19 protein-coding genes are annotated in these 22,962 nt (G+C 54.6%); 12 read left to right on the plus strand and 7 right to left on the minus strand.

Annotated elements, in window-relative coordinates:
* Positions 1-53: 53 nt before the first annotated feature.
* Complete coding sequence (locus tag HNQ92_RS03740; protein WP_184171108.1) at positions 54-1,280, minus strand: serine hydrolase domain-containing protein; 1,227 nt, start codon at positions 1,278-1,280, stop codon at positions 54-56.
* Positions 1,281-1,573: 293 nt separating this feature from the next.
* On the opposite strand from HNQ92_RS03740, the gene HNQ92_RS03745 reads away from it, so the two are divergent.
* The 3 genes from HNQ92_RS03745 (at position 1,574) to HNQ92_RS03755 (ending at position 5,668) form a co-directional block, all read left to right on the plus strand.
* Complete coding sequence (locus HNQ92_RS03745; RefSeq protein WP_184171110.1) at positions 1,574-3,205, plus strand: M1 family metallopeptidase; 1,632 nt, start codon at positions 1,574-1,576, stop codon at positions 3,203-3,205.
* Between the two features lie 122 nt (positions 3,206-3,327).
* Positions 3,328-4,245: a carboxypeptidase-like regulatory domain-containing protein gene (locus tag HNQ92_RS03750; protein ID WP_184171113.1), complete on the plus strand. Its 918-nt coding sequence runs from the start codon at positions 3,328-3,330 to the stop codon at positions 4,243-4,245.
* A 259-nt stretch (positions 4,246-4,504) separates the two neighbouring features.
* Entirely contained in the window at positions 4,505-5,668 is a 1,164-nt protein-coding gene (locus tag HNQ92_RS03755) for a lipoprotein N-acyltransferase Lnb domain-containing protein (protein ID WP_184171116.1), read from the plus strand.
* Positions 5,669-5,951: 283 nt separating this feature from the next.
* Here the strand turns inward: HNQ92_RS03755 and HNQ92_RS03760 are convergent, their stop codons facing one another.
* Positions 5,952-6,137, minus strand: a complete 186-nt coding sequence (locus tag HNQ92_RS03760; RefSeq protein ID WP_184171119.1) for a Thivi_2564 family membrane protein — start codon at positions 6,135-6,137, stop codon at positions 5,952-5,954.
* Positions 6,138-6,856: 719 nt separating this feature from the next.
* Here HNQ92_RS03760 and HNQ92_RS03765 point away from each other — a divergent pair.
* Positions 6,857-8,254, plus strand: coding sequence for an SGNH/GDSL hydrolase family protein (locus HNQ92_RS03765; protein ID WP_184171122.1), 1,398 nt, complete (start codon positions 6,857-6,859; stop codon positions 8,252-8,254).
* 147 nt (positions 8,255-8,401) lie between these two features.
* Here HNQ92_RS03765 and HNQ92_RS03770 read toward each other — a convergent pair whose 3' ends face one another.
* The 3 genes from HNQ92_RS03770 to HNQ92_RS03780 form a co-directional block, all read right to left on the minus strand.
* Entirely contained in the window at positions 8,402-9,004 is a 603-nt protein-coding gene (locus tag HNQ92_RS03770; RefSeq protein ID WP_184171125.1) for a hypothetical protein, read from the minus strand.
* Between the two features lie 43 nt (positions 9,005-9,047).
* Positions 9,048-9,605: a hypothetical protein gene (locus HNQ92_RS03775; RefSeq protein ID WP_184171128.1), complete on the minus strand. Its 558-nt coding sequence runs from the start codon at positions 9,603-9,605 to the stop codon at positions 9,048-9,050.
* Between the two features lie 134 nt (positions 9,606-9,739).
* The gene (locus HNQ92_RS03780; protein WP_184171131.1) at positions 9,740-11,086 is read right to left on the minus strand and encodes a hypothetical protein; all 1,347 of its coding nucleotides are present in this window, start codon (positions 11,084-11,086) and stop codon (positions 9,740-9,742) included.
* 196 nt (positions 11,087-11,282) lie between these two features.
* Between HNQ92_RS03780 and HNQ92_RS03785 the strand changes: the two genes are divergently transcribed.
* The 3 genes from HNQ92_RS03785 (at position 11,283) to HNQ92_RS03795 (ending at position 15,303) form a co-directional block, all read left to right on the plus strand.
* On the plus strand, positions 11,283-12,404 hold the full coding sequence (locus HNQ92_RS03785; protein WP_246439581.1) for an XdhC family protein: 1,122 nt from the start codon (positions 11,283-11,285) through the stop codon (positions 12,402-12,404).
* Between the two features lie 435 nt (positions 12,405-12,839).
* Positions 12,840-15,128 (plus strand): glycosyl hydrolase family 95 catalytic domain-containing protein, encoded by a 2,289-nt coding sequence (locus HNQ92_RS03790; RefSeq protein ID WP_184171134.1) that lies wholly within the window; start codon positions 12,840-12,842, stop codon positions 15,126-15,128.
* Entirely contained in the window at positions 15,115-15,303 is a 189-nt protein-coding gene (locus tag HNQ92_RS03795) for a hypothetical protein (protein WP_184171137.1), read from the plus strand. Before HNQ92_RS03790 ends, HNQ92_RS03795 begins: the two co-directional genes overlap by 14 nt.
* Here HNQ92_RS03795 and HNQ92_RS03800 read toward each other — a convergent pair.
* The gene (locus HNQ92_RS03800; protein ID WP_184171140.1) at positions 15,265-15,618 is read right to left on the minus strand and encodes a hypothetical protein; all 354 of its coding nucleotides are present in this window, start codon (positions 15,616-15,618) and stop codon (positions 15,265-15,267) included. The genes HNQ92_RS03795 and HNQ92_RS03800 overlap by 39 nt on opposite strands.
* A 218-nt stretch (positions 15,619-15,836) precedes the next feature.
* On the opposite strand from HNQ92_RS03800, the gene HNQ92_RS03805 reads away from it, so the two are divergent.
* The 3 genes from HNQ92_RS03805 (at position 15,837) to HNQ92_RS03815 (ending at position 18,274) form a co-directional block, all read left to right on the plus strand.
* Positions 15,837-16,955, plus strand: coding sequence for a sensor histidine kinase (locus HNQ92_RS03805; RefSeq protein WP_184171143.1), 1,119 nt, complete (start codon positions 15,837-15,839; stop codon positions 16,953-16,955).
* Complete coding sequence (locus HNQ92_RS03810) at positions 16,942-17,685, plus strand: LytR/AlgR family response regulator transcription factor (RefSeq protein WP_184171146.1); 744 nt, start codon at positions 16,942-16,944, stop codon at positions 17,683-17,685. Before HNQ92_RS03805 ends, HNQ92_RS03810 begins: the two co-directional genes overlap by 14 nt.
* A 193-nt stretch (positions 17,686-17,878) precedes the next feature.
* The gene (locus tag HNQ92_RS03815; protein WP_184171149.1) at positions 17,879-18,274 is read left to right on the plus strand and encodes a hypothetical protein; all 396 of its coding nucleotides are present in this window, start codon (positions 17,879-17,881) and stop codon (positions 18,272-18,274) included.
* Positions 18,275-18,462: 188 nt separating this feature from the next.
* Here HNQ92_RS03815 and HNQ92_RS03820 read toward each other — a convergent pair whose 3' ends face one another.
* Positions 18,463-20,769, minus strand: coding sequence for a GH92 family glycosyl hydrolase (locus HNQ92_RS03820; RefSeq protein ID WP_184171152.1), 2,307 nt, complete (start codon positions 20,767-20,769; stop codon positions 18,463-18,465).
* A 283-nt stretch (positions 20,770-21,052) separates the two neighbouring features.
* On the opposite strand from HNQ92_RS03820, the gene HNQ92_RS03825 reads away from it, so the two are divergent.
* On the plus strand, positions 21,053-21,895 hold the full coding sequence (locus HNQ92_RS03825) for an MBL fold metallo-hydrolase (protein ID WP_184171155.1): 843 nt from the start codon (positions 21,053-21,055) through the stop codon (positions 21,893-21,895).
* Between the two features lie 63 nt (positions 21,896-21,958).
* Complete coding sequence (locus HNQ92_RS03830) at positions 21,959-22,720, plus strand: patatin-like phospholipase family protein (protein ID WP_184171158.1); 762 nt, start codon at positions 21,959-21,961, stop codon at positions 22,718-22,720.
* The last annotated feature ends 242 nt before the right edge of the window (positions 22,721-22,962 follow it).

Here is a 22,962-nt window from a genome sequence, read left to right on the forward strand (position 1 = left end):
GCGGATCATGGACGATCCGCTCTTCTTGGCTGTGGGGGGAGTTTGTGGTGGGGTTACTTCGCAATCCAGGCACTTTCGTAGGCGTTGATCAGGATACTCGCCTTGCTGCTAATCTCACTGGTAGACGAGTTGGCAAAGACCGCTACCTGCGTTTTTCCGAAGTCGAAGATCATGGTAGCCCGGTGGTTAGCGCCGCCGTTTTTCCAGTAGTACTTGCCGCGGCTGCCGTTGAATGTGCCGTCAAAGCCGAGTAATTTGTCTTTCATGACCTGGTAGTTGGTAGCAGAAACAATCTTGCCCTCGGCCGCTCGGCGCTGAATCTGGGCAAACTCGGTGGGGCTAATATACAGCCCGCCGGGCGCGCCGTTGCGGCGGTAGTCGCCATTTACGAGGCCGGTTTCGTTGCCATTGGCGGTGGCGTAGCCTCTGGAACCCTGTTCAGCGGCCATGGGGCCGTTGTTATTCCATACTCCAAAGTCTACCACGCTCCAGTTTTGTATTCCGGCGGGTTGAAAAACGTACTTCCGCATCAGCCCGGTGAAGCGTATTCCGGTGGCTGGGTAAATTTCGGTCGGCTTGTCTTCCAGCTTCTTGAGGGCAGCATAGTCGGCAGGAAATTCTTTCTTGGCAATGAGGTAGGGAAGAATAACCCCCAGCAGTGAGTAGTTGATGTTGTTGTAAGTGCGGGTATTTTTCAAAAACTCATCCAGTTTCATCTCGCCTTCTACCGATTTTTTCATGTTGTTCCAGTCGCCGTTGTAGTTGATCAGGCCGGTCCGGTGCGAAAGCAGGCGTTCAAACGTAAGCTTTTTGAAATTCTCGCTGGGCTTCCAGTTGGTAGGCAGGTACAGATACACCGGCTCTTGCAGCGACAGTTTGTATTTTTCTAGCAGGGCCACCGTAGCCAGTGCCGTGGCGAATTTAGTAGAGCTGGCAATGTCCTGCCGCTGCTGGGCGCTGTGTTCTACGGGGGTGCCGTCTACGGCGCGTCTGGCCCAGCCGCCGCCGCCTTTGCCGCGGTAGTAGATCTGTCCTTCGTGCATGATAGTGTAGCCGTAGCCCGCTACTTTTCCGTTCATGTAGGTTTCGATGTTTTCGGCAAATTTATCGACGTTGAACTGTACCACAGCCAGGTTGTCGATGGTCCGGGCCGAGCTGTGGTTATTGGCTTCGGACTGCGAGGTCTCCGGAAAAATATCGTCGTTTTTGCAACTGGTACCTACCAGCGAAGCCCCGAACAAAAGACTTAAAGAAGCGACTTTGATGATTTTCGTTTTCATGATTTTTTTGTTTTTATTAAAGGTTTAAAATTTTGATTTGCAGGATTTTAAAAATTCGTTTCCCTGATTGATGAGTCAAAGGTATAGCCGCTCACGGGCACCGAAAACAGCCGCTTGACGGATGCGGTATTTCGCTTGACGAAAGCACGCGTTGATTTGATAAGGTACCTTGGAGAAAGAGGAGAAAAGAAGATGGGCGGGCTGGCGGGCGGCTATGAAAGGGAAATACTGTATATTCGCTCTGATCGTTTTAATTTCATTCTCTCATCAAGAATTTTACTGGTAGCTACTGTATGTACAAATACCTTCTTCTTTTCGTAGGGCTGATCGGCGCGAGCACCCTGAGTGCCCAGGAACAGCCCACCTTTACGCGCCAGGATACGCTCCGGGGCTCCATCACGCCCGAGCGCGCCTGGTGGGACCTCACCTACTACCACCTCGCCGTCCGGGTGAAGCCCGAGGAAAGCAGCCTGAGCGGCAGCACCACGGTCCACTACAAGGTACTTAAGCCCCACCAGTCCATGCAGATTGACCTGCAGGAGCCGCTGCGCATCGAGAAGGTAGTGCAGGACGGGCAGGAGCTCACCTACCGCCGCGAGGGCAATGCCTACTTCATTGCGCTCCAGAAAAAGCAGCAGATCGGCCAGCTGGAGTCGGTGCAGGTATTTTATGCCGGTAAGCCGCAGGTAGCCAAGCGCCCGCCTTGGGACGGCGGCGTGCAGTGGGAAAAAGACGCGGACGGCAACTGGCTCGTGGCTACCTCCTGCCAGGGGCTGGGGGCCAGCGTGTGGTGGCCCTGCAAAGACCACATGTACGACGAGCCGGATAGTATGCTCATCAGCATCACGGTACCGAAGCCGCTGGTGGATGTCTCGAACGGACGGCTGCGCAAAATCACGGACAACAACGACAACACCCGTACGTTTGACTGGTTCGTGAGCAACCCCATCAACAACTACGGCGTCAACATGAACGTGGGCAACTACGTGAGCTGGAACGAAATCTACGACGGCGAAAAGGGCAAGCTCTCCCTGAGCTACTACGCCCTGCCGCAAGACCAGGACAAAGCCAAGGAGCAGTTTAAGCAGGTACCTCTGATGATGAAGGCCTTCGAGCACTGGTTTGGGCCGTATCCTTTCTACGAAGACGGCTACAAGCTGGTGCAGGTACCCTACCTGGGCATGGAGCACCAGAGCTCGGTTACCTACGGCAACGGCTTCAAGAATGGGTACCTGGGCAAGGACCTCTCGGGCACGGGCTGGGGCCTGAAGTGGGACTTCATCATTATTCACGAAAGCGGCCACGAGTGGTTTGCCAACAACATTACCTACAAGGACATCGCCGACATGTGGGTACACGAGAGCTTCACCAACTACTCTGAAAACCTCTACACCGAGTACCACTTTGGCAAGCAGGCCGGTACCGAATACGTACTAGGTACCCGCAAGCTGATCGCCAACAAGGCCCGGATCATGGGTTTTTATAACGTGAACCACGCGGGCTCGGGCGATATGTACTACAAAGGTGGCAACATGCTGCACACCATCCGGCAGGTGGTGAACGATGACGAAAAGTGGCGGCAGATCCTGCGCGGACTCAACAAAACCTTCTACCACCAGACCGTCGACGGCTCAGACATCATCAAGTACATCAGCGACAAGGCGGGCCGCAACCTCAGCAAGGTCTTTGACCAGTACCTGCGCGAGATCAAAATCCCGCAGCTGGAGTACGCCTTCGAGGGCAAGACCCTCCGCTACCGCTGGACCAACGCCGTCGATGGCTTCGACCTACCCGTGAAGGTGACGCTCCAGGGCGGCAAGCCGCAGTTTATCTACCCCACTACCTCCTGGCAAACCTTGAAGACCAAAGGCGAAAAAAACCTGGAGGTGGACCGCAACTTCTACGTAGGCTGGAAGCAGGGGTAGTTGTATGCTCGTTCCGTTCGTTCGCGTTTGTAACGCGAACGCCGGAGCTCATGCGTTTGCAACGCGAACGCCGGGCTAAGGTACTTTGGCAAGTAGGTAAAAGCACTTACAAGTAGATCCGCATGTCCGCTAAGATTGTTTTGGTACTGGTACTTTCCTGGCTTTCACCAGTGCTGCTGGCTCAGAATCCCTGTGGAGTAATAGTCAATGAACTTGACGAACCCATTCCGTACGCGGTACTTTACGTCAAAGTACCTACCCCGGATGGCGTATATGCTTCTGAGGATGGCTCTTACTGCCTTGCCCTCCGAAGCGAAACGGATAGCGTGTATATTACGTGTATTGGCTACCAAGCAAAAACGTGGTCCGTCCAGGAATTTCGCCAGCACGATACTATTCGTTTGGAGAAAGTAGCCATTAAGCTGGAAGAGGTGGTTGTGAAGAGGCGTAGCCACCGGGTTAAAGAAAACGAATTAGGGTACGCCGCACGAAGTACCCCGCTCAAATACAGCGTGAATTCAGGCACTACGTTAGTTACGTATATACCCAACGAAAAGCATACATCGGCGCAAATACTAAGCCTTACCTATGCCATCCAGCCCCGCACCAGGATGAAGAAGGTACTTGAACCGCTTTCGTATCGGCTGGCGCTTTATTTGTACGCTGATGAAAACGGTCAGCCGGGACGAAATTTAGTGCCCGAACCCTTCATGGTTACCATTTCCAATCAAGACAAAACCATACGCTACAGCGTAGAGCCATACGGTATTGATTTTCCGGAAAGGGGCGTTTGGGTGGGTCTAGCCTGCGTGGGGTACGTCGATGTCGATTCCGTGTATTACGGCGTGGGTGATTCAAGGAAGTTTACAAGATATTCAGGCGATAAACTACCGGTTATTTCCCCGTTGGTACCCGTGCTCAAGTCGGCACCAGGCCCCAGCCTGCGGTCTACCTGGAACGGTGCCTGGAAGCCTTTTATGTGGGCTAAAAATCGCCCCGGAACGCTTTGTTTTGGCGTTACGGTAGGGCGTGTTAGCTAAAAGTAGGTACTTTTGCTTGTTCGCTTTTGCAATTGTTCGTTCGCGTTTTCATTCGTTCGTTCGCGTTTATAACGCGAACGCCGGGCCAAGGTACCTACGAGCAGAAGGGTACTTTTAAAGAATAGGGGCCGACGCTAAAAAGTTTTGCTTATAGCTGCCTAAGCAAGGGTTTTCTGAAAGCATCCCGTTTTACAATTACTGCTGGGCACCACTTCTTTTCTCGTGGAGAAGAAGCTAAACTACCTCATTGAGTCTATTCATGAAAAAGGGGATTGTCGCTGTTTTTCTTTTGCTGGCCTTAAGTACCTCCGCCCAAATCCCTTTGTCCGACCGGGCAGAAATCTCCGTCATCACCTGCGGCCCCTACCAGGGCGAGCTGTACTCGGCCTTTGGCCACAGCGCTATTCGGGTACATGACCCTGAGGCTGGCGTGGATCTGGCGTATAATTACGGCGTTTTTCAGTTCAACTCGGCGTTTTACCTAAACTTCACCCGCGGGCACCTGCTTTACAACCTGGGCGTGTACCCCTATGATCGTTTCCGCGATTTTTATATTTCCCAAAACCGCTACGTGCACGAGCAGCTACTAAACCTTAGGGCGGAACAAAAACAGAAAGTAGCGGACTACCTGTACCACAACGCCCAGCCCGAAAACGCCACCTACCGCTACGATTATTTTTATAACAACTGCGCTACCAAAGTACGTGATGTCTTTGTCGTGCTGTTTCGGGACAGTCTAAAATTTGATGGTACCTACGTCACGACGAGCTATAGCTTGCGGGACCTTACGGACATCTACCTGGCCCAACAGCCCTGGGGTGACTTAGGGATTGATATTTGCCTGGGCTTGCCGATGGATAAAAAAATCACTCCGTTTGAATACATGTTCCTGCCCGACTACGTTGAATCCGGGTTTGATCACGCCACGCTCAACGGAGTTGCCCTCGTCAAAGAAAAGAAAGTCATTTACGAAGCCGCGCCAGAAACCGTTTCGTTTCGGTGGTTTCACCCCTGGCTGGTTTTCGGTCTTTTTTTGTTATTTACCCTGGTACTTTCTTACTCCGATTGGCAAAAGAAAAAGCTGACCAAATGGTTTGACGTGGCCCTGTTTTCAATCGCCGGGTGGGTGGGCGTGCTGCTCCTTTTTTTATGGACCGCCACGGACCATCGGGCCGCCGCGAATAACTTTAACTTGCTTTGGGCCTTTCCCCTCCACGCCCTGGCCGCCATTTTCTTACTACGAAAACAATTTTACCCTTTGCTCAGCAACTACTTTAGGGTCTTTGGGATACTTTCGGTCGCTACTTTATTGCTGTGGTTTGTTCTCCCGCAGCGGCTCAATGTCTACTTAATTCCTTTTGTGGTTGCGTTGGGGGTTCGGGCCTTTACCATGGCTAAATTACTGGCTGTAAAAAGAAGATAGGTGAGGCTGCTCGTTCGCGTTTTTACAACGCGCTTCTCACGGGTTCGCGTCGCAGACGCGAACCCGTGAGTTTCTAAACCGTCAGCTCAGTCAGGGTACTTCCATCACATTTTACTTCGGCAAAGCGATTTTTGTCCAGCAACTGCGCCCGGACAGCCCGATGTTTGGAATTCGTAGTATTCGACACTACAAATTGCGGTGTTACTTTAAAAAAAGTAAGGCTTAACCCAACGAACAGAGGTTCAGGTAAGCCTTACGGTACATGAGTAGAAAAGGCGGCCGTTTAGACGGTCACACTAGCCAGAGAGTCCCATAAGCCAAATACTTTAAGCAGCCAAATTACCAGAATAATGACCACCACGGCGTTAAGAATACGCTTGATGGTAGCCTGCATGGGTATGTAGGTGTTGATCAACCAAAGGAGAACGCCTACCACCAGAACGACGGCAAGGATAGTAAGAAGAGGCATAGTTTCGTTTTTTTTAAATATAGAATATGGTATCGTGTATCCAATACGGTGTGTGCTTATAAATACTATGCCTGGCTCCAACAAAAAACTATTCCTCCCGCTTTGCAGTGCTGTATTTACCAGAATACTACGCATTATTTAAATAAAAGCAGCCATCCGGCCCTACTTTACTACCTTGGATAGTCTCTCACAGGTTTTATTCAACTATTTGAATTACAGAAATCTGTGGAAACACAGCCCCTGATCGGCGAATTGTTTCTATTGTCACAAAGGGATTTACTACCAGCTTTACCGCTCGTTCGCGTTTGCAACGCGAACGCTGGGTAAGGGTACTTAGAAAGGGATAGTTTCTTTGCTGGCCGAGTGTTATCCACTTGTAAAGTGTAGAAAGGCACAGATTATACTGCATTTTGTCACCGGCGGTACCGCGTCTCGCCTTTTTAAAAAAACAAAAAAAGTTTTATTGTTAAATATAAGTTACTTATCTTCATATCGTATAGTTATTTATCCACCCTTACCCCCGCGCACGTATGAAACACCCCTTACTTGGCTTTTAGCTACTACGGCTAGCCTATTTCTTGTTTAAGCCACTCTTTCCGAGCCGCTCACTTTCCTTGTCTCCGATTTTTCGTTAAGTAGTTCAATAAAAATCTTTGGCTAAACCTGACTTAGCAATCAGGCCAAATACTCTATTGGTTTCCACTCAAACCAAAAGTAACATGAAAACATGGTACCGACTTCTCCCCTTTGTCCTGCTTTTAATCGTTTCTGGCAGCTGCACACAGGACACATTAACTACCGAACCGCCGACTCCCAGGTACCTGCCGAGCCTACATCCGGTCAGTCATTACCCCGAGCTCATTGAGGGCTACACGACTTATACCTCCCCGCTCAGGCCCCAAACCTGGCTGAGTCGCCAGGTTTCCATACCTGACTACGGCACCATGGTACCCGCCGGACAATCCGTACGCATGGTAGCTTTTGGCGGTGGACTCACCGCCGGAGTCATGAACGGTGGGCTCTACCGCGAGGGGCAACAACTGGCTTATCCCAACCTGGTTGCTCACCAACTGGGCCTGACCGATTTTCACTCCCCTCTCTTTGCCGAACACGAAGCCAACGGAACGGGCTTCCTGCTACCTTCTCGTACCCACCAGGGTGAGTTTCCCCGTTGGCAAAGGGTCTCCAACCAGCTGGCGGCGGAAGCACCAGGCTCGCCCGCTTCCATTAGCCCTTATGCCGGAGAAGTCAGAAATTATGCCGTACCTAGTGGGCAGCCCGAGACTCCTCTTTCCAAGTCTTGGGATCATGGGCACTACAGCTTTCAGCCCTACCTGTGGCGGATCATACCCCGGGAAGTGAACGCCACCCAAAGCCCGCTGGAGTACGCCCAACAGCATACCCCCTACAACTTTGTGCTTTACGAAGACTATTTCGACAACTGGATCAGGGGTATGCTCCGGATTCCCAATTTCAATATGTGGGACTTTTATGGCATCACACTTAGTCTTGGACAACAGGCGATATTTAGAGACTCTAATATCGATAATCTATTTTACGAAGGGGCCAAAGGGGTACTTTTCACCATCCCGCGCTACCAGGACTTGGCCTACATGCAATGGTATTCGCTGGAGAAAGGCAATCAGCAGGTGCAGGAATTTGTCAGAAAGTACCGTTCCACCGACCATAATGATCCCTCCCGGCCTACCTATTTTCTGGCCACGACGGACGTGGACCGGCTCTTCCGCGGGCTGTCCGCCACCCTGCCCGACAGCGCGGTCATAACCAGCTTCGAGGAGACGCTTAGCGACCCGGAATGGGAGTATGGTCATAACAAACGGATCCGGGCCGTAGCCGCCCAGCGCAACCTGGCGCTGGTCGATCTGTCGGCGATCTACGCCCAAATACGCCAGGGGATCTACGTAACCGACGACGGCCTCAAAATCGACGGTTCGCCCCGGGGCAACTTTTTCTCTTCCGATGGCATTTATCCCAGTCCCATTGGCCACGCCGTGATCGCCAATGAGGTCATCAAAGCCATCAATCGTACTTACCAGGCCAAAATCCCACTCATCCACGTAGGTGAATTTGCCAACGCCATTAACCTGAAGCCTTGATTCATTCTTGTTTACATTTGCAGCGCGAATGCTAAAGCAGGGGGTATGTATAACTGCCCTTTAATGTAGTTCACAATACCTTCTATGTTTAATAGGAATTGTTTTAGCATTGCGGTAGGGCACCTTGGAATAAGACTAGGATGGAATTTAGCGGTGGCGTTTCCGGGTACTTGTTGAGGCAAAGGGGTTTGAAAGGGAGCCTCCGTCGGTTCGGGGCCTTACGGTGACCTGCCCCGTTCGCGTATTGATCTGGATGAAGCGATTAAACGGAGTATCATCCGGTGGGGGGATTACCTTTTGGTAGCGGGCTTTCAGGCTTCCGTTGCGGCGGTAGGTTTCAACCCATCCGGCGTCGCGGCTTTGGGTCGTCTGGACGCGGCTACCGATTTCCTCAAGAAGAAAAGTTCTTTGCTCTTCGGTCCAGTCCGAGGAGTTATAAAAGCCGTGGTAGATAAGAATTACTTTTTCCAGGAAGTGCGCATAGGAAGCCGGTGGGTAGGCAAAGTACTTGTAACGGTCGTCGAGCGCCTGGTAGAGCTGGATCGTTACCAGGCTATCGCTGCTATTGGAATGATAGATTAGGTACACAACGCCCTTTTCTCCGTAGGTAGGATTGGCTTTGTAGCAGTCGATCAGAAAGGTACGTAGCTCTTTGGCCACGAGCGTATCGCTGAGGTAGGTTTGCCGGAGCATTTGGGCGTACGAAGCGGAAGCCAGCGCCAGCCATAGCAGGGTAGTAAGTACTTTCATGGAGCTTTTCACTTTATACTTTACGGTACAAAACATCGACCGGCTAAACGCTATATAAGTAGGTGACTTTTTTAGTTTTCTTGTTGATTTTGAGCGTAATGTCGAAGGGAGATCCTCCAAATGTCAGCATGTTTACTTTTTGGTACCTGGCTTTCAGGCTTCCGTCGGGATGATAGGTTTCGATCCATCCGGCGGGTTTTGTCTGGGCCACGTACACGCGATTGCCAATTTCGTCTAGCAGGAAATTCTTTTGCTCTTCGGTCCAGGGGTAAATGGGCTTATTTTGGTCGTAGATTAGAATTACTTTCTCCTGAAAGTGGGCGTAGTAGTGCGGGGGAAGACGGTTCTTAAAGCTGTCGTCGAGCCTTTGGTAGAGTGAGACAAACCGATACTCATCATCGGTATCCGGGCGTAATGTCAACATCACCACCCCCCGGTGGCCGTACTGGGCATCGGTCTTGGTACAATGCTTCAGAAACTTTTTTAATTCCTTGGCAATCAAGGGATCGCTGATGTGCACTTTCTCTAGTTTCTGACCGTAGGTGCTGGTGGCGATAATCAGGAGAAGGAGTACTTTGACAAAAGTGGATCGGTACATCATGGGTGGTCTTGAGTATTCGTTTGCCAAGGTACCTCAATCATTTATAAAATACCTCAAAAATTCATTAAAGGTACGTTCAGAAATGCTCTCAAGTACCCCGCAGTTAATTTCCCACGCGGCGGGTACTTTAAGGCTCACTTGGCCTGCTTAAAACCCATGGCGGTGGCAATATCGCTCAGGGCCTGGTTGTCTTTGATGGCGTCCCAGTAGTTGGTATGGCCGCTGGGTAAGAACCACAAGCCCCGGCGGTCGACCTTAATATCCCGGACTCCCTTTCCAAAAATCCGCTGGCCGTCGCTCCCTACGTAGTCGGAAGAAAAGTAGATGTTGGTCCAGCGGGTAAGGGCAAACGGAGCGGCGTGGTTCAGAAAGCGCACGGTCCGCTTTTCTTTTTTGCCGTTTACGTCTACTTCGGCGGTGAGGCGATCAAAAAACAGCGTTTTGTCCCGCCCTTCCATTACGGGCGGACAGATCGGAAACTCTTTCTGCTTGACCAACGCCTGGAAGGGCTTACTGTTCAAGAGGTACACATCGGCATGGGCAATGGCCCCGGCCACGGTGATGAAGTCGGAAATGAGCCAGGGGTTGCCGTTTTGTCGGTACTGTTTCCAGCAGCGGTATTGCAGCTGCTGGAAGTCGTTGATGTTGCCAAGGGGCTCATCGCCCCGGCTGATCTTGTCCATTTCCTCAAAAACGTCATGGTCTACGTCGGCCCCCGGTGTAAAGCGCTCGTGCATTTCGTGCCACAGCAGCCGGATCATGTCATAGGCCACCACCGAGCCCAGGCTGTGGCCCACCACCACGATGCGGTCGTAGGGTTTGGTTTTGCGGTCGTGGAGTTTTCGCAAAAAAGTAATGCCCTCGCGCCGAATGGTACTGCGCTCTTCGATGTTGGAAGGCATGGGGTTGAAGTACCGGGCGGCGTCTCCGGCGGTATTGAGCACCAAGCTACTGAATGGGACTTTTACCAAGCCATAAAGTACCCTGACGACTGCCAGCACCACCGCAATAATGCCGAGCAAAGAAGGCCATTCGGCTTCTACATACGCCCAAATGGCGGCATGGTAAGTGTAAATGACACCCCCCAAAACCACCATCGCCACCAGGGTGGCCCAGAGGGTATAAAAAATGGGTTTTAACCGCGGAGGTACCTGGCTCAGGCGCGTCGTGATCAATTTCCAGACCCAGGGTACCAGGTGGGCAAACGACGTATTGCGCATGTGGTGGGCCCAGTAAAATTCATAAAAATCGGTTTTAGGATTCATCTGAAACTGCTCCATCGTGATCCGGTGCGTTTCGTAGATTTCCGAAATCCCGTCGGGTCGGCTCCAGTACCGGGGCCTTTCGGCTTGCGGCTCTTCCTTTTTGATCCAGAAGGTCAACCCTTCTACAAAGGAGCGCAGCGTATCCATGGGGCGTTGCTCCCCGATACCGTGAATGATCACCACGGCCTGTCTTTTAATGTCTTGGTTCCGAGCCATTCGTTTTTTACGAAAAATTACTTCAAATGCTTGGAAAAGCAATACTTTAGAAGTCAAATTGAGTCAGTGGCTGGTTAGGGCTGATGGGTATTTTGTGTTGGTTCGCGTTTGCAACGCGAACCCCAACGAGCCCGCGCGTTTATAACGCGCCTTTAACCGCATAGCTTATGAAGAGAAAACTACGGATTTGTACTTGATGATGAAAGAAATAAAAAACATTTGGCAGGCCTATCAGCAACTGGATTTTACGCAAAATCAGGCCGCGCTGGCCACCGTCGTGCGGGTAGAGGGCTCGTCGTATCGCCGCACGGGCGCGCGGATGTTGGTGCTGGAAAATGGCGACTGGATCGGCGGCATCAGCGGCGGCTGCCTGGAGGGCGACGCGCTCCGGAAGGCGCGGCTGGCGATGGCCCAGGGCAAGGCTACCGTCGTGACCTACGACACCACCGACGACGACCCCTACCAGATTGGCGTGGGTCTGGGCTGCAACGGCATCATCGACGTGCTCTTGACGCCTCTCGACCCTACCGACCCGCATAACCCCGTCCGGCTACTGGAAAAGTACCTCGGCCAGCGCCAGCCCGACCTACTCGTGACGGTGGTGGATGTACGCGGCGACACGGGTCCACTGACGCTGGGCAAGGCTTATCGCTACGACGACCCTACCTACTTCGGCAACACCTTCCCGATGAGCCACGTGGCCGAGCACAACATCCTGGCCGACATCAAGGCCTGTCTGAAAAACGAAAAATCGGCTACGCATACCTACCTGCTGCCTAACGGGGCGTCGGTGTCGCTGTTCCTAGAAGTGATCCTGCCGCCGGTCCACCTGGTAATGATGGGCGGCAACTACGACATCTACCCCATGGTGCGCCTGGCCAAGGAAATGGGCTGGCGGGTGTCGGTGGTATGCAACCCGGCCAAGGTCCATCAATCGCTCTTTGAATTGGCCGATGCCATCATTCCCAAAGATGACGGCGAAGTACCCGTCGATGCCTACACGGCGGTGGTACTGATGGCCCACGATTACGAAACTGACTACCGCCACCTGCGCCGAATGCTCCGCACGCCGGTACCCTACCTGGGGATGCTGGGCCCGCGCAAGCGCACCGACAAGATGCTCACCCGCGCCCAGGAAGAGGGCAGCCCGATCCCCGACGAAGCCATGCGCCGCGTATACAGCCCCGTAGGGCTGGACATCGGCGCGAATACGCCCGAAGAGATTGCCATTTCGATCCTGGCCGAGATCCGGGCGCACTTCGCGGGCCGCGCCGGTACCTCCCTGCGCCAGCGCGAAAAGCCGATTTATGAGGAATAACATCAATAAGGTACGGCCAGGCCGCATGGGCCATTCTATAAAGAGTGCGACCGCTGAACGCGGTCGAATGGTCGAAGAAGCAGATTGGCTCTATAAACGTGTAAAGACGCTGCTCAGGTGACCCGACCTGCGCGGCCCGACCTACGCGGCCCGACCTACGCGGCCCGACCTACGCGGCCCGACCGCCGCGCGGTCACACGTTTATAGAAAATCATCCACCCCCCATGATCCCGACCACAGCGTGGTCGCACCTGGTGCAGCCTGAGCATTCGGATTTCAGCGGTTCTTGGGGAATGAAACAGCACCGGTCCTGTATAGGCCCGCCTTTTCGTAATAAAGTACCCTTGCTAGCATTTGGTAAGTACCTAAAACGGGCCGTACTTTTACGGTAAAAAAGGGCCCCGGCTGTGGCCCTACCCAGAACGAGCGATGTGCATGAAAAAGAGCCTCATTTCCCTACTGTTAAGTACCTTCATTTATTCAATTACCTACGCCCAGGTTGATTCCCGGCACAACATGAGCTTCCCGGCGCTACCTACCCAGTGGGACGAAGCCCTGCCGCTGGGCAACGCCCGCCTGGGCGCGCTGATTTGGCAGAAAGGTACTTCACTGCGCTTTTCGCTGGACCAGGCCGAGCTCTGGGACCTGCGCCCGATGGAGGGTTTGAAAAAACCGACTTTTACCTACGAATGGGTACGGGAGCAGGTGGAGAAAAAGCAGTACGGTCCGGTGCAGCAGCAGGGCGATGCCCCCTACGACCGCGAGCCTGCTCCCAGCAAGATTCCGGGTGCGGCCCTGGAATGGAACAGCCAGGGCTGGGGTAAGGTGACGTCTGCCCAGATAGACCTCGCCACGGCTACGGCGGAGGTGCTTTGGGAGTCGGGCGTGAAGCTGACTACCTACGTGCACGCCAACATGCCCTACGGTAGTTTTCGGTTTGAAAATCTGAAAAACTTTAATGTAAAGCTCATTCCACCCGCCTACCAGGGTACGGGTGCGCAGGCGGCCGGTGGGCCCGTGGAGGGCGACGACCTGCGCCGACTGGGCTACGAGCAGGGAGTCGTGCAGCAGCAGGACAAGGCCATTACCTACCGGCAAATGGGCTGGGGCGATTTTTACTATACCGTGAGCGTGCGTTGGAAACAGAAAGACGAGACGACCTGGGAGGGCGCCTGGAGCATTTCGGCGCACGCGCCCGAGCAAAAGGCGGTGTCGGCCACGATCATCACCAACAACGCCCTCACGCTGGTAGACTCGACCCTGCGCAACGAGCACCTGAAGTGGTGGCGGACGTTCTGGGAAAAATCGGCGGTTGCGATCCCGGACCCGGTGCTGGAAAAACAGTACTACCTGGAGCAATACAAGTGGGGGAGTGCGGCCCGGCGTGATGCGCCACCCATTTCGCTTCAGGCCGTCTGGACGGCCGATAACGGCCGGATTCCGCCCTGGAAGGGCGATTTCCACCACGACCTCAACACCCAGCTGAGCTACTGGCCCGGCTACGCCGCCAACCACCTGGAGGAGGGCCTGGGGTACCTGGATCACCTCGACAATAACCGCGATACCTACCGCGACTATACGCAGTGGTACTTCCAGACTGACGGCCTGAACGTACCCGGTGTCACCACGCTCACCGGCGAGCCCATGGGCGGCTGGATTCAGTACTCCATGTCGCCCACGGTGTCGGCCTGGCTGGCGCAGCACTACTACCTGCACTGGCGCTACAGCATGGACCGCGAATTTCTGGAAGAGCGGGCCTACCCCTGGTTTCGGGACGTGGCTACGTTTTTGGAAGGCGTGGCCGAGAAGCAGGAGAATGGCAAGCGTCAGCTGCCGCTGAGTTCGAGCCCGGAGATCAACGACAACAAGATCACGGCCTGGTTTACCAAAATGACCAACTACGACGTCTCGCTGGTGCGGTTTGTGTTCAGCAAAGCCGCCGAGCTGGCCGAGGTACTTGACCTACCCGAAGACGCCGAGTACTGGCGCGAAGTACTGGCCGAATTCCCCACCTACGCCCTTTCGTCCCAGGGCGACCTGATGATCGCGCCCCAGTTTCCGTACAAGGCCTCGCACCGGCATTTTTCGCACCTGCTGGCCATTCATCCACTGGGTGAGATTCGCTGGGAAAACGGGGCCAAAGACCAGCGTACCATCAAGCAGAGCCTGGCCGTGCTGGACCAGGTGGGGCCTTCGCAGTGGACGGGCTACTCCTACGCCTGGCAGGGCAATCTCAAGGCCCGCGCCAAGGACGGCAAGGGCGCGGCCAAGGCGCTCAAGACCTTTGCCGAGGCGTTTTGCTCGCCCAATTCCTTCCACCTCAACGGCGACCAGACCAAGTCGGGCAAGTCGAGCTTTACGTACCGGCCCTTTACGCTGGAGGGGAATTTTGCCTTTGCGGCGGGGATTCAGGAAATGCTGCTACAAAGCTACGCCGGGGCCATCGAGGTGTTTCCGGCCGTACCCGCCGAGTGGAAGGAGGCTTCGTTTCAGACGCTGCGCGCCGAGGGAGCCTTCCTGGTGAGCGCTACCCGCGTGGCGGGCCAGACCGACGAGATTACGATCCGGGCCGAACAGGAAGGTACCGCGCGTCTGAAAATGCCTTTCAAAACCCACGTCGTACAAGAACAGAACGGTGCCAGTGTTACCAATGTAGCCAACGGCTATATGGAAATAGCGATGCAGCCGGGCGGGAGCATCACGCTCAAAAATGGCTACGAGTAGGGGAGGTTTTAAAGGTACTTTGAATAAAAAGTACGTTGAAATAAAAACAAAAAAAGTACCCTGTGAGACACAAGGTACTTTCCGCTCGGCCGACCTCCCAAAATCCAACGGGCCGGGCCGCCTGCCTTCGCTGACCCTAGCGCCGGGCCGGAGCCCGGTGGGCCAGGGTACTTAGCAAGTTCTTCTCGTGCAGCCGGGCTACCGACTGCGTGTAGGCCTGGAGTGCCTTGTCGAGTTGCCGACGGGTACTCCGTTTGCGAATATCGTACTGCGCGTTGGGGATCGTTTCTTCGTATACCAGCTGATCGGTGTCGTGGTAAATCCGGAAAACGGTCGTAGGCGCGGGGGTACTTTGGGTACTGTCCGGGTGCGTTTCCACCACCCAGTAGTAGGTACTTTCGGGCGCTGAAGGGGTAGAGGGGGCCTGAGCCGCTGCCGGGAAGTACCCCAGCAGGCTCAGAGCGATCAGAAGTGTTACGTTATTTTTCATGGCTAATCTTGCTTTTGTTTTTTTACCAAAAGTAGGTACCTGCCGCACAGCCCGCTCGGAAAATCGCCGGGCGAAGGTACCTGGCCGCTACGAAGTGGCTGTACAGCGACGAAGGGAGTTGGTCGACCGAAAAGTACCTTTAGTCGATAAAGGAGAAGCAGGTACTTCGCAAAGTCATTTCTTGGTGTATTTTTGGTAGAAATTACCGTAAGGTACCTATGCTCGAAACGCTTATCTTTTCCCGGCAGCGCCGCTTTGTGCTGGCCCGGCACCTTCTTTTCTGGGTATCGTGGGTGGGCTTTTTTACGTACATCTACGCGCAGAAATTCGTCTCCTACGGCGTTGACGAGGCCTACGTTATTTCGCTGATGGAGGCGCTGATCTACCTGCCGGTGCACATTGGGTTTAGCTACGCACTCATCTACGGCATCATTCCCAGGTACCTGCTGCGGGCGCGCTACGTAGAGGCGCTACTTACCACGCTGGTGGCGGTGCTCCTGGCGGCGTTGATCTCGCATTTTTTGACCAATTGGCTGGTGTACGCGATGCGCGTATACATAGACATGCCCATTCCGAAAGTACCCCTGGTAACCGGCATGATGTCGGGCTTGCGCGGCTCCAACACGGTGGCGGGCTTTGCGGGGACCATCAAGCTGCTGAAGTATTGGTACCAGAAAAAACAGGAAAACGAAACGCTGCAACGGGAAAAACTGGCCGCCGAGCTGCACCTGCTCAAGGCCCAGCTGCATCCGCATTTTTTGTTCAATACCCTCAACAACCTCTACGGGCATATCGTGAGCGGGTCGGAGCATAGCGGGGGCATTGTTCTGAAAATCTCCGACTTGCTCAGGTACATGCTCTACGAATGCGGCGGCGAGCGCGTGACGCTGGCCGCCGAGGTACACATGCTACGTACCTACGTGGAGCTGGAAAAGCTGCGCTACGGTCCCCGGCTGGACGTGTCGCTGTCGGTGACGGGCGTTGAAAGTACCCAGGTCATCGCGCCGCTGATCCTGCTTCCTTTTGTCGAAAACGCCTTCAAGCACGGCGCGAGCCAGTCGCTGGACCAGGCCTGGATCTCCATTTCGCTGGAAGTGGCGGGGCCGGAGCTGCGTTTTAAAGTAATCAACCCCATACCGGCTCCGGCGGCAAGTACCTCCGAGTCGGGCATTGGGCTGGCCAACGTGCAGAAGCGCCTGCAGATGCTGTATCCGGGCCAATATACGCTCAAGACCAGCCACGAAGAAGAGTTGTTTATCGCTTCGCTCAAAATCCGGCTCGATGCCGTGGAAGTACCTGTCACCAATCCCGCCCTACCTACCTATGCACCGGCCTGAACCCGTAAAATGCCTCATCGTGGACGACGAGCCCCCGGCCCTGGAGGTACTTAAGACCTACCTGAAGGCCGTGCCCTCACTGCGGCTGGTGGGCGAATGTACCAATGCGCTGGAGGCTTTTCAGCGCCTGCGCGAAGAAGCCGTGGACGTACTCTTTCTGGATATTCAGATGCCCCAACTCAAAGGAACCGAGCTGGTGCGGAGCCTGAAAAACCCGCCGAAGGTGATTTTTACCACCGCCCACCGCGAGTACGCCCTGGACGGCTTCGAGCTCGACGCCGTCGACTATCTCCTGAAGCCATTCTCCTTCGACCGCTTCCTGAAGGCTGTCGATAAACTACCCTTTGGGCGCGAGGGGGGTACTTTGTCAGCGGTCACCGGTGCCATGCCGGTGGTGGCTCCGCCGGTGGTGCCGGAGAGCGCGGAGTTTTTGTATTTTCGCTCCGACCGGAAAATGGTAAAGGTTTTTCTGCACGAAATCCTGTACCTGGAGTCGCTCAAAGACTACGTGCGCATCGTGACGCAGAGCGGGCAGGTCATCACCAAGCAGCCCATCTCGTCGGTAGAAGAAATGCTGCCCGAGCGCTCCTTCCGGCGCATCCACCGCAGCTACCTCGTATCGCTGGATAAAGTGACGAGCTTCACGGCTACGCACCTCACGCTAGGTTCTAAAGAACTCCCCATTGGCAAACTCTACAAGCACGAAGTAGAAAAAGCGCTGCGCGGCTAGCGCGAGAGCGATGGCGGGGCGTCGTTAGCCGAAGTACCCCATTTCTGATTAGGTACCTTGCCCATGACGAGCGTGAGTTCACCGCCGCTAAGAGCTATTGCTTAAAAAAAGGATTGAGTTTCCAACGAAAGAGCTACCCTAAGGGTCTAGGTGGCTGATCTTGAAACTTATATGCTCAACCTTTGCCGTCATCATGAAAATAGCCAATAAGCTACTAATCGTCTTCTGTCCACTATTTCTAAATATTGGAGGATGTGAAAAGATGGATGCTGAGCCAGAAAGTACCGCTTGTCGACAAGGTATAATCCGAAAGGAATGGTGCCATGGAGCCATGATTGTGGAGTTGAGTAAGCCAGGAGGTATAGATTGGACTGACAGCCGTTGGTCTCCCAAGCAGGAATACGAGAATATTGCCCTGGTGGGTATTGTGCCCGAAGAATTTCGAAGAGAGAACGAAGTAGTTTATTTTACCTATGAAGAAGTAGAAGACCCTTCCTATTTAGGAATTTGTAAGATCGGAGGGGCACCAAAAAAAGTTTTCAGACTTATTGATATCCATGATCATAGGTGCCCAACGGATGAAAAATAATTACATACTGTTGCGCTGCTAAAGTACTCTTCTGAAAGGCAGTGCCCTCCTAGTGACGTGGCTGTAGGAAATGAGGGGCAGGATAAAAAGATTACCCATTTCGGTTTGATACTAGTACTACGTTGCCGAAAAATACCCCCCCCCATTGGCAAGCTCTACAAGCACGAAGTAGAAAAAGCGCTGCGCGGCTAGCGCGAGAGCGACGGTGGGGCGTCCTGCGGCGAAGTACCCCATTTCTGGTTAGGTACCTTACCCATGATGAGCGTGAGCTCACCGCCGCGCGCTATTTCGTCGTGTGTGAGGTAGGTACGGGTGAAAGCTTTGCCGTTGAGCCGGGCCGACTGGATGTAGGGGGCGTCGTCCGAAACGCCCTGTGCCCGAATCCGGAAGGTTTTGCCATTTTCCAGCCGGAAGGTACTTTCCGCAAACACCGGACTGCCCAGCACGTAGGTAGGCGTACCGGGGCAAACCGGATACAGTCCCGCCATACTGAACGCCAGCCAGGCCGACATCTGTCCGCCGTCTTCGTTGCCGCTCAGGCCGCCCGGCTCGGTGGAGTACTCTTCCCGAAGTACCTTGCGCGTCCACTGCTGGGTTTTCCAGGGCGCTCCGGCGTAGGTATAAAGATAGGCGATCTGGTGGTTGGGTTCGTTGCCGTGCCAATAATGTCCTTGCTCAAATAATGTATCCAGCTTACTCACAAAACGCGCCCGCCCGCCCGTGAGCCGGATGAGCCCGGCAACATCCTGCGGTACAAAGTAGGTATACTGGGCCGGGGAGCCTTCGGTAATGAAGCTGGCCCGCTTGGCGAAGGGATCGAAGGCCTCGATCCAGCGTCCGTCGGCGTGGCGTCCGCGGGCGTAGCCCGTCGCAGGGTCGATGACGTTTTGGTAATTGAGGGCGCGTTGGCGGAGTGCCGCCGCGTCGGCGGACTGGCCCAGAGCCTCGGCCAGAACCGAGAGGCAGAAGTCATCGTAGGCGTACTCCAGCGTGCGCGAGACCTGCTCCTGTTTGTGAAACGCTTCTTTGACCGGATCTTCCAGCGGCACGTAGCCGTATTGCAGGTAGGAAGCCAGCGCGCGGCGGCCCTGCCCGGCCAGGTAGCTGGCGGCGTCGGTATTCACTTCAAACGCATTTTTTCGTAGGTACCTATACGCACTTTTTACGTCAAAGTCGCGCACGCCCTTGGCGTAGGCGTCGGCCATGACCGATAGCACGTGGTCGCCGATCATGGCGGCGGTGTAGTGGTTCCAGCAGGGGAAGATCGGCATCCAGCCGCCCTGCTCGGCCATCTTCGTGAGCGACTGCATCATGTGGCCCGTGGTGGTGGGCTCCAGCAGCGTGTGCAGCGGCAGGGCCGCCCGGAACGTATCCCAGAGGCTGAAGTCGGTGTAGTAGTCGAAACCCTGGGCTTGCTGGATGGTTTTTCCGCCCGCGAAAGACGGATAGCGGCCATCGGCGTCGGAGAAAAGCCGGGGCGAGAGCTTGGTGCGGTACAGGGCACTGTAAAAGAGCGTTTTGTCGGTGTCGCTGCCCTTTACGTCTACTTTACCCAGCGCCTGGTTCCAGGCGGCTTCAGTGGCTTGAAGTACCTCCTCAAAGCTCTTTGTAGCCACCTCCTGCTGCAAGTTCCGCCGTGCGCCCTCCAGGTCGGTGAAGGAAGTACCTACCCGCACGGTGAGCTGACGTACCTCATCGCCAAAGCGTAAGTAGGCACCTACCTGCTCCTTTTTACCGGTACCCTGGGCCGAGGTAGCACCCTCCTGCCGGGTATCGTTGGTCCAGGTACCGTAGGCCGTAAAGGGTACTTCAAACTGCACCACAAAGTACCCGCTGAAGCCCGCCGGTTGCCCCGAGCCCTGGTAGATGCGGTGTACGGGGTTGTAGCCCACGATCTCGCGGCGCTCGGGGTGAATCTCAATAAAACCCTCGCCTTCGTCGCTGTTGGGCTCCACGAGCAGGTACCGTTCGCCGTCTTTCTCAAACGAAAACCGAAGTACCCCGCAGCGGGCCGAGGCGGTGAGCTCGGCCCGGATGCCGTAGTCGGCCAGGTAGGTTTCGTAGCGGTGGGGGCTGGCCGTTTCGCGACTATGTTCGTAGGCCGAAGCCCGCTCCCGCGGCTGGATTTTTAAAGTACCCGTCAGCGGCATGAGGGTGAGGCTACCGTAGTCCTGCACGCAGGAGCCGTTGAGCCAGTGCGTACCCCGAAAGCCCTGGATCTTTGGGTCGTTGTAGTAGTAGGGGGCAATGCACTTGGTTTCGGTGGCCTGGGTCTGGGGTGTCCACTGCGTCATGCCGTAGGGGGTACCTACGGCCGGCAGTGTTTGCCCCTTCAGTTCACTGCCCGCTTCGCTGTGGTTTTTAGCGCTCTGGGTGTTGGCCGGGGCCGTGCCAATGAGTGTATTGACGTAGCGCACGGGCGCTTGCTGCGCCAGGCTGATGGTGCTGAGGAGGAGAATAAAAACGGCACTAACGGCCGACGAATATATGCGCATAGCGTAGTAAATTGGTATTTTTCAGCAAATGGAAATCCCGGTAAAGTTAGCACACCTCCGCTATTTTCAGTGGCTGCTGAAACAGGAAGTCACGGAAAGTACCTGAAACCAATGCCATAGGTATCGGGAAGTGCTCATGAGTAGCAGGGTAGAAGGAAAATTCCGGGGCGTAGGGGTGTAGTAAAAAAAAGACGTTACTCCAGGTACTTTGTCGCTTTAAGAGTGGCTTTTCCAGCCTTTTTTAGTTACTTGTTGCACAAAACCAACGCGCATAAAGTACCCCATGAACGTACATGTACTAGATACCGGATTTTTTAAACTGGACGGCGGCGCGATGTTTGGCGTGGTACCCAAGGTACTTTGGCAAAAGCAGTACCCCGCCGACGACCACAACCTCTGTAGCTGGGCCATGCGCTGCCTGCTCATCGAAGACGCCGACCGGCTCATCCTGGTTGATACCGGGCTGGGCGATAAGCAAGACGCCAAATTTCTGAGCCACTACCACCTGCACGGCGACGCGACCCTGCTGGGCTCGATCCGGAAAGCGGGCTTTGCCCCCGAAGACGTAACCGACGTACTGCTCACCCACCTGCACTTCGATCACGTAGGCGGGGCCGTCAGGTACAGCGCGGGCCGTGAGCGCCTGGAGCTCACTTTTCCCAAGGCCACTTACTGGTCCAACGAGGCGCATTGGCGGTGGGCTACCCAGCCAAACCCGCGCGAAAAGGCTTCTTTTTTGAAAGAAAATATTTTGCCCATTCAAGAATCGGGACAGCTGAGGTTTGTGCAGCATGGTACCTCGCCGTTCCCCAACGTGGCGCTCATTCAGGTAGATGGCCACACCGAGCAGATGATGCTGCCCGTGATCAAGTACGCCGGACGTACGCTCATCTACATGGCCGATCTGGTACCTTCGTCGGTGCACGTGCCGCTGCCCTGGGTGATGGGCTACGACGTGCGCCCCTTGCTCACCATGCAGGAAAAAGAAACCGTACTGGACCGGGCCGCTGCCGAAGAGTGGCTGCTCGTTTTTGAGCACGACGCCCGCGTGGAGGCCGCGTACGTGACCCGCACCGAAAAGGGTATCCGGTTGGCGGAGGCGGGGCCACTCGCCGACTTGCTCTGAGGTACAAAACATTTCGGCTGACCCGAACGTTAGATAGGCCGTAAAAGCAATGAGTATTACAGCATGAAAATCGGATTGGTACTGTCGGGCGGGGGCGCCAGGGGTTTCTCGCACCTGGGGGTCGTGAAGGCACTCACCGAGCGTGGCGTTCAGCCGCAGATCATTAGCGGTACCAGTTCGGGTGCTCTGGTGGGAGGTTTGCTGGCCTACGGCTACCCTCCGGACGAGATCCTGGAGCTGTTCGTCAAAACCCGTTTTCTTCAGTACGTACGGCCGGCCTTCGGCGGCAGCGGGCTGCTGCGCCTGGAGCGGCTCGAAACGATTTACCGGCAGTACATCCCCGAAAATTCCTTTGAGGTACTTCCTACGCCCCTGGTGGTAGCGGCTACGGATCTGGTGGCGGGTCAGGTTATTTATTTCCGGCAGGGAGAGCTGGCCCGTCCGGTGCTGGCTTCCTGCTGCATACCGGGGCTTTTTGAGCCCCTGCTTTTTCAGGGGCGCCAGCTGGTAGACGGCGGCGTGCTGGACAACCTGCCCGTGGAGCCCATTCGGGCGGAGGTCGACTACGTCATTGGCGTACATTGCAATCCTTTTACCCGCCAAAGTACCCTCAAAAGTACCCGCGACATCCTCATGCGCAGCCTGATCCTGGCCGTGCAAAGCAAAACGAAGGAGCGCTTCGAGCAGTGTGACCTGCTCATTGAAGCCCCCCAACTCTGCGACTACACCCTTTTCGATCTCCGCAAAGCACGCGAGATGTTCGTGCTTGGGTACCGGCATGCCCGGCAAGTACTCGCCCAAGTACCCCTTCCGGCGGACCTTTAGACGCCCCTCATGCCTTCTTTTTAGTTAGTAGTTCCGCAAATCCTGTTCGGGTCAAAATAGAATTATTTTTAGATTACTCCTTTTTGCCTAAAACTGTTGTTTGGCTAAATATTAATAGATTAACGTTATTTAATACAACCTTTTTGTTCTAATAAAACCAAAAAGAGGCGTATTCAGTTTGTAACTGATTAGAGATTATAATAATCAGAATAATATTTTACAAAGTGAGCCATACATATGTT

Origin of the sequence: Rhabdobacter roseus (assembly GCF_014202275.1) — a bacterium.
In the GTDB taxonomy this organism is placed as follows: domain Bacteria; phylum Bacteroidota; class Bacteroidia; order Cytophagales; family Spirosomataceae; genus Rhabdobacter; species Rhabdobacter roseus.

Excerpts from the sequence above, each read along its gene's own strand:
- HNQ92_RS03740 (WP_184171108.1), bottom strand. The coding sequence starts at position 1,280 with ATGAAAACGAAAATCATCAAAGTCGCTTCTTTAAGTCTTTTGTTCGGG.
- HNQ92_RS03745 (WP_184171110.1), top strand. The coding sequence starts at position 1,574 with ATGTACAAATACCTTCTTCTTTTCGTAGGGCTGATCGGCGCGAGCACC.
- HNQ92_RS03750 (WP_184171113.1), top strand. The coding sequence starts at position 3,328 with ATGTCCGCTAAGATTGTTTTGGTACTGGTACTTTCCTGGCTTTCACCA.
- HNQ92_RS03755 (WP_184171116.1), top strand. The coding sequence starts at position 4,505 with ATGAAAAAGGGGATTGTCGCTGTTTTTCTTTTGCTGGCCTTAAGTACC.
- HNQ92_RS03760 (WP_184171119.1), bottom strand. The coding sequence starts at position 6,137 with ATGCCTCTTCTTACTATCCTTGCCGTCGTTCTGGTGGTAGGCGTTCTC.
- HNQ92_RS03765 (WP_184171122.1), top strand. The coding sequence starts at position 6,857 with ATGAAAACATGGTACCGACTTCTCCCCTTTGTCCTGCTTTTAATCGTT.
- HNQ92_RS03770 (WP_184171125.1), bottom strand. The coding sequence starts at position 9,004 with ATGAAAGTACTTACTACCCTGCTATGGCTGGCGCTGGCTTCCGCTTCG.
- HNQ92_RS03775 (WP_184171128.1), bottom strand. The coding sequence starts at position 9,605 with ATGATGTACCGATCCACTTTTGTCAAAGTACTCCTTCTCCTGATTATC.
- HNQ92_RS03780 (WP_184171131.1), bottom strand. The coding sequence starts at position 11,086 with ATGGCTCGGAACCAAGACATTAAAAGACAGGCCGTGGTGATCATTCAC.
- HNQ92_RS03785 (WP_246439581.1), top strand. The coding sequence starts at position 11,283 with ATGATGAAAGAAATAAAAAACATTTGGCAGGCCTATCAGCAACTGGAT.
- HNQ92_RS03790 (WP_184171134.1), top strand. The coding sequence starts at position 12,840 with ATGAAAAAGAGCCTCATTTCCCTACTGTTAAGTACCTTCATTTATTCA.
- HNQ92_RS03795 (WP_184171137.1), top strand. The coding sequence starts at position 15,115 with ATGGCTACGAGTAGGGGAGGTTTTAAAGGTACTTTGAATAAAAAGTAC.
- HNQ92_RS03800 (WP_184171140.1), bottom strand. The coding sequence starts at position 15,618 with ATGAAAAATAACGTAACACTTCTGATCGCTCTGAGCCTGCTGGGGTAC.
- HNQ92_RS03805 (WP_184171143.1), top strand. The coding sequence starts at position 15,837 with ATGCTCGAAACGCTTATCTTTTCCCGGCAGCGCCGCTTTGTGCTGGCC.
- HNQ92_RS03810 (WP_184171146.1), top strand. The coding sequence starts at position 16,942 with ATGCACCGGCCTGAACCCGTAAAATGCCTCATCGTGGACGACGAGCCC.
- HNQ92_RS03815 (WP_184171149.1), top strand. The coding sequence starts at position 17,879 with ATGAAAATAGCCAATAAGCTACTAATCGTCTTCTGTCCACTATTTCTA.
- HNQ92_RS03820 (WP_184171152.1), bottom strand. The coding sequence starts at position 20,769 with ATGCGCATATATTCGTCGGCCGTTAGTGCCGTTTTTATTCTCCTCCTC.
- HNQ92_RS03825 (WP_184171155.1), top strand. The coding sequence starts at position 21,053 with ATGAACGTACATGTACTAGATACCGGATTTTTTAAACTGGACGGCGGC.
- HNQ92_RS03830 (WP_184171158.1), top strand. The coding sequence starts at position 21,959 with ATGAAAATCGGATTGGTACTGTCGGGCGGGGGCGCCAGGGGTTTCTCG.